The 14,230-nt window shown below is 62.5% G+C and carries 10 protein-coding genes and 1 pseudogene; 6 read left to right on the top strand and 5 right to left on the bottom strand.

Features of this window, described 5'->3' with window-relative positions:
• A complete protein-coding gene (locus PspS35_RS01015) occupies positions 1-810 on the bottom strand; it encodes an energy transducer TonB (protein ID WP_159932396.1) in 810 nt (269 codons plus the stop codon).
• A 239-nt stretch (positions 811-1,049) separates the two neighbouring features.
• Positions 1,050-1,901, bottom strand: a complete 852-nt coding sequence (locus PspS35_RS01010; protein ID WP_159932395.1) for a LysR family transcriptional regulator — start codon at positions 1,899-1,901, stop codon at positions 1,050-1,052.
• A 102-nt stretch (positions 1,902-2,003) separates the two neighbouring features.
• On the opposite strand from PspS35_RS01010, the pseudogene PspS35_RS01005 reads away from it, so the two are divergent.
• Positions 2,004-3,158: pseudogene (locus PspS35_RS01005) on the top strand (CynX/NimT family MFS transporter); the annotation flags it as partial.
• 14 nt (positions 3,159-3,172) lie between these two features.
• Here the strand turns inward: PspS35_RS01005 and PspS35_RS01000 are convergent.
• Complete coding sequence (locus tag PspS35_RS01000; protein WP_159932393.1) at positions 3,173-5,521, bottom strand: TonB-dependent receptor; 2,349 nt, start codon at positions 5,519-5,521, stop codon at positions 3,173-3,175.
• Positions 5,522-5,676: 155 nt separating this feature from the next.
• Between PspS35_RS01000 and PspS35_RS00995 the strand changes: the two genes are divergently transcribed.
• Both PspS35_RS00995 and PspS35_RS00990 read left to right on the top strand, forming a co-directional pair.
• On the top strand, positions 5,677-6,621 hold the full coding sequence (locus PspS35_RS00995) for a LysR family transcriptional regulator (RefSeq protein ID WP_159932392.1): 945 nt from the start codon (positions 5,677-5,679) through the stop codon (positions 6,619-6,621).
• Positions 6,622-6,762: 141 nt separating this feature from the next.
• Complete coding sequence (locus tag PspS35_RS00990) at positions 6,763-8,370, top strand: alkaline phosphatase family protein (protein ID WP_159932391.1); 1,608 nt, start codon at positions 6,763-6,765, stop codon at positions 8,368-8,370.
• A 60-nt stretch (positions 8,371-8,430) separates the two neighbouring features.
• On the opposite strand, the gene PspS35_RS00985 is transcribed toward PspS35_RS00990, so the two are convergent.
• A complete protein-coding gene (locus tag PspS35_RS00985) occupies positions 8,431-9,336 on the bottom strand; it encodes a TauD/TfdA family dioxygenase (RefSeq protein WP_159932390.1) in 906 nt (301 codons plus the stop codon).
• A 179-nt stretch (positions 9,337-9,515) separates the two neighbouring features.
• Between PspS35_RS00985 and PspS35_RS00980 the strand changes: the two genes are divergently transcribed.
• A complete protein-coding gene (locus PspS35_RS00980) occupies positions 9,516-10,436 on the top strand; it encodes a LysR family transcriptional regulator (protein ID WP_159932389.1) in 921 nt (306 codons plus the stop codon).
• 88 nt (positions 10,437-10,524) lie between these two features.
• Here PspS35_RS00980 and PspS35_RS00975 read toward each other — a convergent pair whose 3' ends face one another.
• Positions 10,525-11,526, bottom strand: a complete 1,002-nt coding sequence (locus tag PspS35_RS00975; RefSeq protein ID WP_159932388.1) for an ABC transporter substrate-binding protein — start codon at positions 11,524-11,526, stop codon at positions 10,525-10,527.
• A gap of 288 nt (positions 11,527-11,814) precedes the next feature.
• On the opposite strand from PspS35_RS00975, the gene PspS35_RS00970 reads away from it, so the two are divergent.
• Positions 11,815-13,413 (top strand): ABC transporter permease subunit, encoded by a 1,599-nt coding sequence (locus PspS35_RS00970; RefSeq protein ID WP_159932387.1) that lies wholly within the window; start codon positions 11,815-11,817, stop codon positions 13,411-13,413.
• On the top strand, positions 13,410-14,225 hold the full coding sequence (locus tag PspS35_RS00965; protein ID WP_159932386.1) for an ABC transporter ATP-binding protein: 816 nt from the start codon (positions 13,410-13,412) through the stop codon (positions 14,223-14,225). Before PspS35_RS00970 ends, PspS35_RS00965 begins: the two co-directional genes overlap by 4 nt.
• The last annotated feature ends 5 nt before the right edge of the window (positions 14,226-14,230 follow it).

Below are 14,230 nucleotides of genomic sequence, written 5' to 3'. Positions count from 1 at the left end.
TTAGTGAATCTTGAAATCGATCGGCACGCTGACCCAGCCGTCCTGAGCCACCTCGCCCTGCTTGGCTGGCACAAAGCTCCAGCGCTTCACGGCGGTGAGTGCGGCGTCATCGAGTTGCTGGCGACCGCTGCTTTTCTGGATCTGGATCTCACCCGGCTTGCCGCTGGCCAACACATGCACCCGAAACAACACCGTGCCTTCCCAACCGCGACGCTGCGCCAGTGACGGATACTCCGGCGCCGGGTTCTTCAGGTACGCGGCGTTGGCCGAAGCCGGTGTAACCGGGGCGGGCGCCGGCGCAGCGACCGGTGCCGGCGCGGGTGGCGCAGGGACGGGAGGTGCAGGCGGCTGCTCAACCGGTTTAGCCACAGGTTTGGGCACAGGCTTTGGAACCGGCTTGGGTTGCGGAATCTTTTTCGGGGCCGGTTTGGCAGCCAACTCATCCACCACCGGAGGCGGGGGTTCGACCACCGGGGGTGGCGGCGGTGGCGGCACGGGCGGCGGCGGTTCAACCACCGGCGGCGCCGGCTGGGAAAATTCGATGGTCATCGGTGGGATTTCCGGCGGCACAATCGGCAGCACCGGCGTGGCCTTCTGGCTCACCCAATAGATCACCGCACCGTGCAGGGCCAGCACCAGCAGCCCCAGCAGAATCCCTTCGCGGCGACTCGAAAAGCGCTTTGGCGTCTTCTGCGTTCGCAGTTGCCCCAACGGCGCACGGTGCGGCCGGCCAAGGTCGACCAACTCACCACCCGGTGCCTGGCGCCACGGCGCCTCGTGTGCACTGGCGGCGGTCTGGACATTGCCCATTGATTCACTCCCTACGGTTTTTGAAACAAAAAACCGACAGGCCTGCATCGAAGGCCGTCGAGGGCTGAATCATCGGGGCCAGACGCTTATCTCTTAAAGTAATCTTTAAAGTTATACATAGATCTAAATTGAATAAACGCAGTCGCGGAACATGCCCAGGCCACGGCCTGCAAGGGCTGGCGTCGAGGTGTGTTTTTTCAATGCTTTTCAGGCATAAAAAATATTCATCAAAAGCATGTCTAAACCGGGCTGTTTGCGCATAAATCGAGCAACTCAGCTTGCAAGCATTGCCCCGCCCCATTCAGGCCACTGCGCGCATACAACGCCAAACGCACGCCTTGCACCGCCGGCAAACCGCTGTCCGGCCCCAGTTCCTGATGCCCGGGTTGCAGCACCCGGCGCGGCAACAAACTCACGCCCAGCCCCGCCGCCACCGCCGAACACACGCTGGCCAGGCTGGCGCTGGAATAGCCGATGCGCCAGCGCCAGCCGCCCACTTCCAGGTGGTGCAGCATTTCATTGCGATACAGCCCGCCCACCGGGAACGCCACCAGCGGCAACGGATCGCGGCCCAGGGCCGGCGTGCTGCGGCTGTCGACCCAGCACAGCGGCTCCGGCCATGAGGCCAGGCAGTCGTCGCTGTCGCCCATTTGCTTGACCAGCAGCACATCGAACTCGCCGTTGCGGTATTGCCGTTGCAACTCGGGGCCCAGGCCGCTGGTGACTTCCAGGCGTACCCGTGGATAGGCCAGCACAAAGGCTGAGAGCAACGGCATCAGGCGCTCGGCGGCAAAATCTTCCGGCACGCCGAGGCGCAGCACGCCGTCGCTCTGCTGGTTGATCAACACGTCCGCGGCCTCTTCATGCAGCGCGAGGATGCGCCGCGCATAGGCCAGCAAACGTTCGCCCTCGGCGGTGGCCACTACCTGGCGCTGGTCGCGGTCCAACAACTGGCACCCCGCCGCGTCTTCCAGGCGACGAATCTGCTGGCTGACGGTGGATTGGGTCAAGTGCAGGCGCTCGGCGGCGCGGGTGAAGTTGGCACAGTCCACCACAGCGACAAAGCTTCTGAGCAACACGGGATCGAACATGATCATTACCTTTACCACTGGTTGGCATGGTTATATTTAATTTCAGAATACCCGTGGCGCTGGCCATACTCACGCCTCATTTACCGACCGCAAGGACGCTGCATGACGCGCAACAAATCCCTCGCCGGCTGGGGCCTGCTGGTGGTGCTGGGCCTGAACCTGCGGCCGATCCTCAGTTCCATCAGCCCGCTGCTCGGCGAAATCCGCCAGGCCACCGGCCTGAGCTTCCAGAGCAGCGCCCTGCTTACCAGCCTGCCGGTGGTGTGCATGGGCCTGGTGGCGCTGGTGGGCGTGCGCGTCGAAGCGCAACTGGGTGAACGGCGCGGCATCGCCCTGGGCTTGGTGATGATTCTGCTGGCGTGCCTGGCGCGCTGGCTGATGGGCCAGGCGTCGGCGCTGCTGGTCACCGCGTTGCTCGGCGGTGCCGGGGTGGCGTTGATCCAGGCGTTGGTGCCGGCGATGATCAAACGTGAATTCCGTCACCGTGTGCCGGTGGCGATGGGCGTGTATTCGGCCTCGCTGATGGCCGGTGGCGGCTTGGCGGCGCTGCTCAGCCCGCTGGTGGCCGCGCATTTCCAGCAATGGCAGGCGGGGCTGGGCGTGTGGTTGCTGCCGGCGCTGGGCGCCTTGTTGCTGTGGGCGTGGCTGCCGTTGGGTGCGGCGAAAAACCCGCAGGTGGTGCCGGCGTTCAAAGGCCTGCGCAATCGTCGCGCCTGGTTGCTGGCGTTGTATTTCGGCCTCGTGAACTGCGGCTACATGAGCCTGGTGGCGTGGCTGCCGGCCTACTATCAGCAACTGGGCTGGGGCGTGCTGCCCAGTGGTTCGTTGCTGGCGTTCATGACCATCTTCCAGGTGCTCGCCGCGCTGTTGATGCCGGTGCTGGCCCAACGCGGCATCGACCGCCGCCCCTTGCTCTGGATCAGCCTGTTGGCACAAACAGTGGGTTACCTCGGGCTGCTGCTGGCGCCGCTGCAATTTCCCCATGTGTGGGTAGCGTTGTGTGGCTTCGGCCTGGGTGCGTGTTTCGCCCTGAGCCTGCTGCTGACCCTCGACCACCACCGCGACCCGCGGCAAGCCGGGCAACTGGCGGCCTTTGTGCAGGGCGTGGGTTTTTTGATCAATGCGGTTTCGCCGTGGATGACCGGCTGGCTGCGCGAACTCACGGGCAGTTTTGTCAGTGCCTGGGTGGTGCTGACCGTGACAGCCGTGGCGATGCTGGTGGTGACGCGGGTGTTCAGCCCGGCCACCTATCGCACTGTTGCGGTACCTGCTTAGAAGTCGTAGCGCCCGGTCACGCCCAAAGTGCGCGGCGTGCCCAGCAGGCCTTCGTAGCCGCCGTTACCGCCGGTCCACAGGGTGGTGTAGTAGGTTTTGTCGAAGGCGTTTTTAAGCCACAGCGACACGTCCCACTGCCCTTGCTGGTAGTTGCCACGCAGGCCGGTAGACAAGTTGACCACCGCGTACGCCGGAATCTGCCCGTAGTCGGAGTCTTCCACCGTACCCACCGCCTTGGAGCGGAACGCATAGCTGGCGGTGACATAGGGCTCAAAGCCGTTATCCAGGTTCCACTTGTACTCGCCGTTGGCGTTGGCGATCCATTTCGAGGCGCCCACCACCTGGTGCCCGGTCAGGTCGCAGGAGGCCGGTGCGCCGGGACGCAAGCTGACTTCCGGCGGGCACGGCGCATCCTTGTAAGACAGATAACTCACGTCGTTGAACGAGCCGTTCACGTTCAGCGTGAGGCCCTTGATCGGCACCAGGGTGCTTTCCACTTCCACGCCCCGTGAGCGCACGGAGCCGGCGTTGGTCAGGTATTGCACACGGTTGTTCTGGTCGTAGGCGTTGGTCTGGTAACCGTTGACCTGGGTCCAGAACAGGTTGGCATTGAGTTGAAGGCGGCGGTCCCACAGCGTGCTCTTGAAGCCCAGCTCGGCGTTGTTGGCGCGCTCGGTGCCCACCAACAACGAGTCCGCCCCGGCTGTCGGTGCGGAACCCACCGCCAGGTTGACCCCGCCGGACTTCTCGCCGTGGGACACCGTGGCGTAGCCCAGCAGGTTGTCGTTGAAGCGGTAGCTGAGGTTCAGCAGGCCCGAGGGGCTGGTGCTGTATTGGTTGAGATCACCAGAGTCATAGGCCCCGGCACGACCACGCCGGGCTGTGGCGGCGGCACCGGTAACTGCCGCGCCACCCAATGGCGCGTTGCGGGTCACCCAAGCGCTTTTCTCTTCGTAGGTGCCGCGCAGGCCGGCGGTGAAGTCCAGGCGCTCGGTGAGGTGCCAGGTGCCTTGGGCGAACAATGCAAAACTGTCGGTGCGAATATGCCCGTTGCCGATGCTGGTGACGTTGGCCAACGCACCGGTGGCCGTACCGTTCCAAATATCGGCCTGAGGCCCGTAATAGGAGAACGATTTGTTGTCCAGGGAGTTGCCGAAGTAATAGGCGCCGAGCACGTAATCAAAGAACCCGCCAGTGGGCGAAGCCAGGCGGAATTCCTGGGACCACTGCTTATCTTCCACCGACACACCGGCGTTATAGGACGCCGGCACGTTGAGGCCATCGTCGTTGCGCGGGGTGAAGTTCCAGAAACGGTAGGAGCTGACCGAGGTCAGGGTGAAGTCGCTCGGCAAGGTCCAGTTGGCCTCCAGGGACGTGCCGCCCTGGAACACGGTGACGTGCTGGTCGTTGTCCAGGTTGACCTTGCGATGGGTGCCATCCACCAGCGTCGCCCCGGCCGCAGCGGCACGGGACTCGTAGAGGTTGGTGCCATTGATGGTCGGGCCGGTGCTGTACAGCACGCGGGTGCCGGCGCTGGAATCTTCTTCGTTGTAGTCGCCGATCCAGCGCAGGTTGAAGCTGTCGCTCGGCTTGTACAGCAATTGCCCGCGAAAGCCCTGGCGCGAGCCGCCGTTGAGGTCATGGCCGTTGTATTCGTTCTTGATGTCACCGTCGCTGCGCGTGCGGTACGCCGAGAAGCGCCCCGCCAGGTCATCGGTGAGCGGGCCGGAAATCGTGCCCTTGGTCTGGAAGTAACCGTCCTCGCCCAGGGAGGTTTCGATGCTGCGCTCCGGGGTGAAACTCGGCGCACGGGTGCTGATATTGATCACCCCGGCCGTGGTGTTCTTGCCGAACAAGGTGCCTTGGGGGCCACGCAATACCTCAAGCTGCTCGATGTCCATCAGGTCGAACACCGCCATCCCCGGTCGCCCCAGATAAACGTTGTCGATATACAGCCCTACGCTGCCTTCCAGGCCGTCGCTGGCCGGGTTGTTGCCCAGGCCGCGAATCGACACGCTGGACTGGCGCGCATGCATGTAGGCGACGTTGACGCTGGGCACCAATTGCTGCAAATCCTGAATTCGGTAGATCCGCTGGCTTTCCAGCGCCTGGCCGCCGATCACGCTCATGGGCGTGGGCACGTCCTGGGCACTTTCGGTACGGCGGCGCGCGGTCACCGTGACGGTTTCCAGTTGGCCGCTGGCGCTCTCGCCTTCTGGTTTGGGCGCCGTCGTCTCGGCCGCGTAGCTGGGCGACCAACTGGCGCTGCCGGCCAGCAGCAGGGCCAGGGGCAGGCGTTTGAGCCTCCAGGGAGAGCAAGGTACAGCGGGCTTCAACAGACTCATAAGCGGCTCCGGAACCAGGAAATATCCACCAACCCATATTCCCTTAGGTTATTTATTTATGTTTTTACGAACATTTACTGCATAAGAGATAGCCTTTATAAGGAGTCGACCTAATGCATAGCCAATGCATTTCCCCGATATTTTTGATGTGAAAAATGCATATCGATTTGCGCCAGCTTCGCCACTTCATTGCCCTCGCCGAACAACGCAGTTTTGTCGCGGCAGCGTTGGCCGTGAACCTGTCGCAATCGGCGTTCAGCCGCAGCATCCAGGCGCTGGAACACGCCGCCGGTTGCCAGTTGGTAGACCGGGGCCGCAAGGACCTGGCGCCGACCAAGCAAGGCCAGGTGTTGCTTGAACACGCCCGGCGTCTGGTCAGCGGCGCCCAGCAACTGGCCAATGAGATCAGCCAGTTCAACGGGCTGGAGGCTGGCGAGTTGCGCTTTGGCTGCGGCCCGGCACCGGCGGCCGGGTTGGTGCCACGGGCTATCGGCAGTTTTATCGGGCGCTACCCCAAGGCGCGGGTGCAGTTTCAGGTGGATGACTGGCAAAGCCTGAGCAAGCGCCTGCTCAGCGAAGAGTTCGAGTTTTTCGTCGCCGACACCCGCCACTTCGAGGCCAACCCCGACTACCACACCCACCGCTTGCGCCCACGTCGCTGGGACTTCTGCTGCCGCGCCGGCCACCCCCTGGCCAGCCGCGACAGCGTGAGCGCCGCCGAGTTGATGAGTTACCCATTGGCCGTGACCATCCGCCCGCCCAACCTGCGCAAGGTCATCGTCGACCTCAGCGGCCGCCCGGACTACCTGCCCAATGTGGAATGCGAGAACGGCTACAGCCTGATGGGCGTGGTACTGCGCTCGGACGCCATCGGCATCGTCAGCGCCAACAGCGATGTGCTGCACATGGCACGGGGTGAGTTGGTGTGTTTGAAGATCGACGGCTTGGCCGAGGATTTGGAGGAGCGGTATACCCGTTATGGGATCGTCAGCCGGGCGGGGTATCGGTTGTCACCGTTGGCAGAGGCGATGATTGAGCAGATCAAGCAGATCGATGAGGTGGATGAGGAGGTGTGTGGGTTGGAAAATATCGCCGTCTGAACTGACGCTATCGGGGGCAAGCCCCCTCCCACAGGGGCATGTCCATGCATTCACTGCATCAAACCCAGTCCCCAAATGCACTTGCCAGCACCCCGTCCAAACGGCGAAAAAACCTGCCTGTCCTCCGTTCGGTAAAAGCCCATGTCCCAGCCCCAACCCGTGCGCAATGTGCTCTACATCATGTGCGACCAACTGCGCCGCGATTACCTGTCGTGCTACGGCCACGCCCATTTGCACACGCCGAATATCGACCGGCTCGCCGCCGCTGGCGTGCGTTTCAGCCGTGCCTACACCCAAGGCACCATTTGCGGGCCGTCGCGGATGTCGGCCTATACCGGGCGCTATGTCAGCAGCCATCAGGTGGCCTGGAACGGCGTACCGCTGCCCCTCGAAGAACTGACGATCGGCGACTACCTGCGCCCCCACGGCATCCGCACCGCGCTGGTGGGCAAGACCCACGCCACGCCCAACCTGGATGCGTTGCAGCGCCTGAATATCGACCCAGACAGCGACCAGGCCGAGCCGTTGAACGAGGTTGGCTTCGACGCGTTTTTCCGCCACGACGGCATCTACCCCGACAGCCCGGTGTTCGACGATAAACGCGAGTCAGCGCCCTACACCCATTACCTTCGGGGCTTGGGCTACAACGGCACCAACCCCTGGCACGAGTGGGCCAACGCAGCCGAAGGCGAAAACGGCGAGATCCTCAGCGGCTGGCACATGCGCAACGCCGGGCTGCCCGCACGAGTGGCCGAGGAACATTCAGAAACCGTCTACACCACCGACCGCGCCATCGATTTTATCCACGCGCAAGGCGAGCAACCGTGGTGCCTGCACTTGTCCTATATCAAGCCGCACTGGCCCTATATCGCGCCTGCGCCGTACCACGCACTGTATGGCGCCGAGCACATCCAGGCCCCGATCCAGCCCGGCAACACCAGTGATCACCCGGTGTATCAGGCGTTTCGCCAACACCAGGAGAGCCTGAATTTTTCCCGGGATGAGGTGCGGCTTACGGTGATTCCCACTTACATGGGCCTGATCAAACAGGTCGATGACCAGTTGGGGCGGCTGTTCGATTTCCTGCAAAGCAACGGGCGCTGGGATGACACGCTGATTGTGTTTACCAGTGACCACGGTGACTTCCTTGGCGACCACTTTCTCGGCGAAAAAGAGTTTTTGCTGGAGCCGGCAGTCGGCGTGCCGTTGATCGTGCGTGACCCGCGTGCCAGCGCCGATGCCACGCGTGGTTCGGTGGATGAACGCCTGGCGGAAACCATCGATGCGCTGCCGACCTTTCTCGACGCCCTCGGCCTGCCCGCCGCCGACCATCGCCTGGAAGGCCGTTCGCTGATCCCGCTGCTGCAGGGCCAGGACACCGCTTGGCGCGACTACGCCATCGCCGAATACGACTACGCCTTCCAGGCCCCGGCCCGCGAGCGCCTGGCCCAGCCCATCGACCGTTGCCGCATGACCATGGTGCGCAGTGAACGCTGGAAGTATTTGGCGTATGACGGCTTTCGGCCGCAGTTGTTTGACTTGGAAAACGACCCGCAGGAACTGCACGATCTGGGGGAAGACCCGGCATACGCCACCGTGCGCGAAACTCATCTGGGGTATTTGTTCGAATGGCTGCGAGGCTTGAAGCGGCGCACCACCATCAGCCACACCGAGATCGATCTGCGTGGTCAACGGTTTCGCTACGGTGAGCCAGAGGCGGAAAAAGTGGTGCAGATCGGCGTCTGGTAAAACACCACAAATCCATGTGGGAGGGGGCAAGCCCTCTCCCACATTTGGATGTGTATTGGCTTAGAGGCCCTTGGTGGTATGGCTACGCTGTCCTTGCACACCCACCGGCACGTCGCCCTTGAGGGTCACCCGGCGCACGATGCGCTCCTGGGTGCCGTAGTCGTCCACCGCGTAATGCTGGGTGGCGCGGTTGTCCCAGATTGCCACGTCGCCGGTGTTCCAGCGCCAGCGCACGGTGTTTTCCAGGCGGGTGACGTAGCTTTGCAGCAGGTTGAACAGCTGCGTCGAGTCGGCCTGAGAGTAGCCCTTGAGGCGCTTGACGAAATGCCCCAGCAACAAGGTTTTCTCGCCGCTGACCGGGTGCACGCGCACCACCGGGTGCTCGGTTTCGTAGACGGTGGAGGTGAACACCTTGCGGTACGCCTCCAGCTTCTCTGCCGACACGTCGGGCTTGATGGCGGCGTAGTCGTATTCGTTGCTGTGCACGGCCCACAGGCTATCCGCCAATGCCCGCAGTTCAACGCTGAGGTCGTTGTAGGCGCTGGAAGTGTTGGCCCACACGGTGTCACCACCGGACTTGGGCGCCAGCACCGAGCGCAGGACCGAGGCTTTGGGGTAGGCATCCACGAAGGTCACATCGGTGTGCCACGAATTGGCGCGCTGGCCACGGCCGCCGTCCAGCTCCATCAAAAAGCGCGTGCCGTCGCGCACCGGTACGGTGGGGTGGGCAATCGGTTCGCCGAGCAGGTGGGCGAAGGCTTCCTGGCTCTGGTCGTCGAGGTGGGTTTGCTCGCGAAAGAAGATCACCTTGTACTGCACCAGCGCCTGTTGGATGGCCTCGACGGTGGCGGCATCCAGTTCACCGGACAATTGGATGCCACGGATCTCGGCGCCGATGCGCCCGCCGATCGGGTGGATGTCCAGCGCCTGGGCGATGGGTTGAACAGCTAACGCGGCATTGCTCATTGTGATGACCCTCATGTGCCTGATGGTGGGGACGCTTTCCAGCAACGCTCTATCCATATGCTATTTAGGTCTAGCAAATGGACCAATGCTTCGTTGACGGAATAAGAGCTTGCATTTAAAACCTCAGCTCCCTCGGTCGCAAATGCCTTCGACCTATTTTTAAGATGCCGGGAAAGCATATGGATCTTCGCCAATTGCGCTACTTCATCGCCCTCAACGAACACCGCAGTTTTGTGCGCGCAGCGGACGCCATGGGCATCACCCAACCGGCGTTCAGCCGCAGTATCCAGGGGCTCGAACAGGAGTTCGGCTGCGTGTTGGTGGACCGTGGCAACAAAGATCTGCGCCCCACGCCCGAGGGCCAGGTGGTGTTGCAACATGCCCTGAGCCTGGTGCATGGCGCCGCCTTGTTGAGCAGTGAAGTCACGCGCATGACCAAGCTCGACGCCGGTGACCTGCGCTTCGGCACCGGCCCTGCACCAGCGGTGAAACTGGTGCCCGATGCGGTGGCGCGCTTTATCACTGCCCACGCGAAAATCCGCACCAGTTTCCAGGTGGATAACTGGGAAAAACTCAGCCGTGCGCTGAGCCGCGAAGAGATCGAATTTTTTATCGCCGACATCCGCCAGTTCGAAAACGACCCGAACTTCCAGACCCGCGCACTGAGCCCCAAGCGCGGCGTGTTTTTCTGCCGCCCAGGGCACCCGCTGCTGGCCAAGGACAGCCTGTCGACCAACGACATGTTCGACTACCCGCTGGCGTCGCCGCTGATCTCACAGGGCATTCGCAAGCTGTTGGCGAACCTCAGTGGGCGCATGGACTTTTCACCGAGCATCCAGACCGAACACTTTCCGGCGCTGGTGAAGATCGTGTTGCAGTCCAACGCCATCGGCGTAGGCACCGAGGAAGCGTTTGCTGATGACATCGCCCAAGGCACCCTGGTGCTGCTGCACTGGCGCAACCTGCCGCAGAACATGGAGACCATGAGCGCGCGGTGCGGGGTGGTCAGCCGCACCGGCTCGCGCCTGTCGCCGGCGGCGAAGGCGATGATCGAGACGTTGGTGGAGGTGGACAGGCAGGAGGTGAGTGTGGCGGTCTGAAAGGCCCCTCCTACATGTTGAGTTGTAAACACCGTCAAATGTGGGAGCTGGCTTGCCCGCGAAGATGCCAGCCCAGACACCGAAGAATTTAAAGCCCCGCCGCCTGCAGATTCGGCGCCACCCACTCACTGACCTTGAACGGCTTGCGAATCAGCCTTTCCTTGGCGGCCAGGTCCACCGAGTCCTGCAATTTGCCGAGAAACACCGGGTCGAGGGTCGAAGGGAACAGTTCGCTGAGCTTCTCGTTTTTCAGGTCGTTGCCGAGTATCACCGGCGGGTAACTGGCCAGCCCCGACACCAGGTCGACGTAGGCCTGCTTGTTGTTGTCATCGGTCAACCACTGCACCGCTTGCTGCTGGGCCTTGAGCAATTGGGTGATGACTTCGGGGTGCGCATCAACGAACTTGCCACTGCCCACCAACACCGCCTGGATGCTGCCTGCACCGCCGAGGTCCTTGGTGGTCAAGGGCAAGTCCGCCAACCCCTTGGCCTGCAAGGCACTGAGGCTGGAGCTGCCCCAGGTGGCATCAATCTGCTTGGCGGCCAGGGCGGCACTCGCAGCGCTGTAGTCGAGGTTGATGACTTTGAAGTCTTTTTCACTCAAGCCCTGGCTGGCCAAAGCGCTGTCAAACGAAAGCTGGCTGGCAGTGCCACGGAACACCGCGATGCGTTTGCCTTTAAGGTCCTGCAAGGTCTTGATGCCAGACCCCGGCACCACGCCCAGGTACTGCTTCACACCCCGTGCGGAGGCGCTGAGCAAGCGCGTGTCCAGGCCATTGGAGCGACCGATGATCGCCGCCAGATCGCCCAGGTAAGCCAGGTCGACCTGGCCGTTGGCGAAGGCTTCGTTGATGACGGGGCCGGCGCCCTTGAAGTAATTCCACTGGATCTTGATGCCCTGGTCGGCAAAGGCCTTCTCGTAGATCTGCTGGGTGCGCAATACATCAGTGATGCCCCCACCACTGTGCTGGCTGCCCGCACTGAGGTCAGGCACGGCAATGCGGATTTCCTTGAGATCGCCAGCGTGCACCAACCCGGCCAGCGCGGTACTCGCCAGCAGTGTGATCAGACGTTTGAAGGGCAGTTTCATAAGCGCAGCTCCTTGTGGGCGAGGGTCGCCTGGGAGGCAGAAAGTACGCACAACCCGATCAAAACTTTAAATACTATAAATTCACAATTTAATAGCTTTTAGATCTATGCGGGTTAAAACGCAGGCTCCAGAGGGCTATGCATAAACAGCATCGAAAATATTCTCCGAATGCATTGGATGCGTGTCGGGCAGAGGCTTTAAATGAATTTTCTTATCCCTCAATCATCTTGATTGCGTTTTTGTAAGATCAAAATCACATAACGCCATCGGCGACAACGGAGGTCCACCATGGCCCGAATCTCACTGTTGAGCCTGCCTCTCGCCGCTCCCAGTCAAGGCGGCACGCGCCGTTGGCCTCACCTGGGCGAGCGCCTGCTGCCGTGGCTGTTGCCGTTGGGGTTGTTCGCGCTGTGGTGGCTGGCCAGCCGCAATCACTGGATGAGCGAGCAAATTCTGCCGCCGCCTTCGCTGGTGTGGAGCAGCGCCGTGGAATTGGCCGGCGGCGAATTGTGGAGCCACCTGGCGATCAGCTTGCAGCGCCTGTTCTGGGGTTTGCTGGCGGGTATCAGCGCCGGGGCGTTGTTGGGCGCGCTGCTGGGCTTCAGCACCCGGGCCGAGCGCCTGGTATTCCCCACGTTCAGCGCGCTGTCGCAAGTGCCAACCCTGGCGTGGATCCCGCTGTTCATGGTGTTTTTCGGCATTGGCGAAACCCTGAAACTGGTGGTGCTGGTCAAGGCCATCGTGGTGCCCGTCACCCTGCATACCCTGGTGGGTGTACGTGACGCCCAGCCCAACCTGCGCGAGGCCGCCCGTGTGCTGCGCCTGCCCACTCACCTGCTGGTTCAACGCTTGATCCTGCCCGCAACACTCCCCGCATTCATGGCTGGCGTACGCCTGGCCCTGGCGGCGGGTTGGACATCGTTGCTCGCCGTTGAACTGTTGGCATCCAGCGAGGGCATCGGCTACCTGATGGTGTGGGCGCGCCAGTTGTTCATGCTCGATATTGTCTTTGTGTGCATCGTGGTCATTGGTGTGCTGGGCGTGGTGATGGATCGCGGCATCGGTTGGCTGGACCGCAAGTGGGTGCACTGGCCGCACCCGGCGACCGCGCAGATTCGTCGCGGCCCGCGTTATGAAGGCTGGCAACGCCTGCAACCCTGGCTGCTGCCATTGCTGTTGCTGGCGCTGTGGCAAGTAGCGACGCAACAGGCCTGGGTGGATGCCAACATTCTGATAAGCCCATGGGAGGTGTTGCAGACCACCGTGGCAGGCGTGCTCGACGGCAGTCTGTCCGGCGCCTTGGGTAAGAGCTTGGGACGCACCTTGGGCGGCTTGCTCCTGGGTGGCAGCCTGGGGTTTGCCATGGGCCTGTGGCTGGGCTTGTCTCACCGCAGTGAGCGGGTGTTCGGCCCGACGTTGTCGGCGCTGCGCCAGATCGCAATCTTCGCCTGGGTGCCGCTGCTCACCGCCTGGTTTGGCCTGGGTGAGTTGGCCAAGTGGGTCTTTATCGGGCTCGCCGCATTCTTCCCGTTGTTTATCGCCACCCAACGCAGCGTGCTGAACTTGTCGCCCCAGTTGCGCGAGGCGGCACAAGTGCTGCGCCTTAGCCTGTTCCAACGCCTGCGCCGCCTGGTCTTGCCCGGTGCAGCGGCGGGGATTTTCGCCGGCCTGCGCCTGAGCCTGATCTACGCCTGGCTGGGCACCATCGGCGCGGAATATTTCATGCCGTCCAACGGCGGCATCGGCAGCCTGATGATCGGCGCCCAACAGCTGCTGCGCATGGACCTGATCATGAGCGGCATGCTCCTGGTCGGCCTCACCGGCGCGGCCCTCAACCTTATCGGCCAGCGCATCGAAACCCGCGCCACCCTATGGAGACACGCATGAACGCACCCCTCGTCAGCTTCAACCATGTGGGCAAGAGCTTCGATGTGGACGGCTTCGAACTGGAAGCCATCCGCGAATTCAACCTGGACATTGCCGAAGGTGAATTCGTCGCGATTGTCGGCTCCAGCGGCTGCGGTAAATCCACGCTGTTGCGCTTGCTGATCGGGCTGGACACCCAGTTTCGCGGCGAGATCCAGGTAGACGGCAAGGCCGTGAGCGGCATCGGCAGCGAGCGCGGCATTGTGTTCCAAGAACACCGCTTGTTCCCCTGGCTGACCGTGGCCGAAAACATCGGCCTGGGCCTGGTCAACGAGCCGTTGAGCGAGACCGAGCGCAACCGGCGTATCCATGACTTCATTGAACTGGTTGGCCTTGGGGACTTCACCCGTGCCTATCCGCACCAACTGTCCGGAGGCATGGCGCAACGGGTGGCGATTGCCCGTGGCCTGGTGGCCAGCCCGCGCATCCTGTTGTTGGACGAACCCTTCGGCGCCCTCGATGCCCTGACCCGCCAGCAAATGCAGGACGAACTGTTGGCGATTCGTGCCCGCGCCAAGATCACCACGGTGCTGGTGACCCATGATGTGGAAGAGGCGATTTTCCTCGCCGACCGCGTGGTGGTCATGGAGCCAAGGCCGGGGCGGATCAAGCAGGTGGTCGATGTCGCCCTGCCCCATCCGCGCCAGCGCAGCAGTTTCGAGTTCCATCAACTGCGCGAAGAGCTGCTGCACGAATTGACCAACGATGACCACTACCAGCCGCCGCTGCGCGAACAGATCCGCGACCTGCCCCTGGCCTTTATTGCCTGCTGAATGAG

The sequence above is a fragment of the Pseudomonas sp. S35 genome, assembly GCF_009866765.1.
Taxonomy (GTDB): domain Bacteria; phylum Pseudomonadota; class Gammaproteobacteria; order Pseudomonadales; family Pseudomonadaceae; genus Aquipseudomonas.
This window is presented reverse-complemented; position numbering and strand designations above follow the sequence as displayed.

What these genes read in the sequence shown, in the direction of transcription:
- PspS35_RS01015 (WP_159932396.1), bottom strand. Translation starts at nt 810, where the DNA reads ATGGGCAATGTCCAGACCGCCGCCAGTGCACACGAGGCGCCGTGGCGC.
- PspS35_RS00990 (WP_159932391.1), top strand. Translation starts at nt 6,763, where the DNA reads ATGTCCCAGCCCCAACCCGTGCGCAATGTGCTCTACATCATGTGCGAC.
- PspS35_RS01000 (WP_159932393.1), bottom strand. Translation starts at nt 5,521, where the DNA reads ATGAGTCTGTTGAAGCCCGCTGTACCTTGCTCTCCCTGGAGGCTCAAA.
- PspS35_RS00965 (WP_159932386.1), top strand. Translation starts at nt 13,410, where the DNA reads ATGAACGCACCCCTCGTCAGCTTCAACCATGTGGGCAAGAGCTTCGAT.
- PspS35_RS01010 (WP_159932395.1), bottom strand. Translation starts at nt 1,901, where the DNA reads ATGTTCGATCCCGTGTTGCTCAGAAGCTTTGTCGCTGTGGTGGACTGT.
- PspS35_RS00970 (WP_159932387.1), top strand. Translation starts at nt 11,815, where the DNA reads ATGGCCCGAATCTCACTGTTGAGCCTGCCTCTCGCCGCTCCCAGTCAA.
- PspS35_RS00995 (WP_159932392.1), top strand. Translation starts at nt 5,677, where the DNA reads ATGCATATCGATTTGCGCCAGCTTCGCCACTTCATTGCCCTCGCCGAA.
- PspS35_RS00975 (WP_159932388.1), bottom strand. Translation starts at nt 11,526, where the DNA reads ATGAAACTGCCCTTCAAACGTCTGATCACACTGCTGGCGAGTACCGCG.
- PspS35_RS00985 (WP_159932390.1), bottom strand. Translation starts at nt 9,336, where the DNA reads ATGAGCAATGCCGCGTTAGCTGTTCAACCCATCGCCCAGGCGCTGGAC.
- PspS35_RS00980 (WP_159932389.1), top strand. Translation starts at nt 9,516, where the DNA reads ATGGATCTTCGCCAATTGCGCTACTTCATCGCCCTCAACGAACACCGC.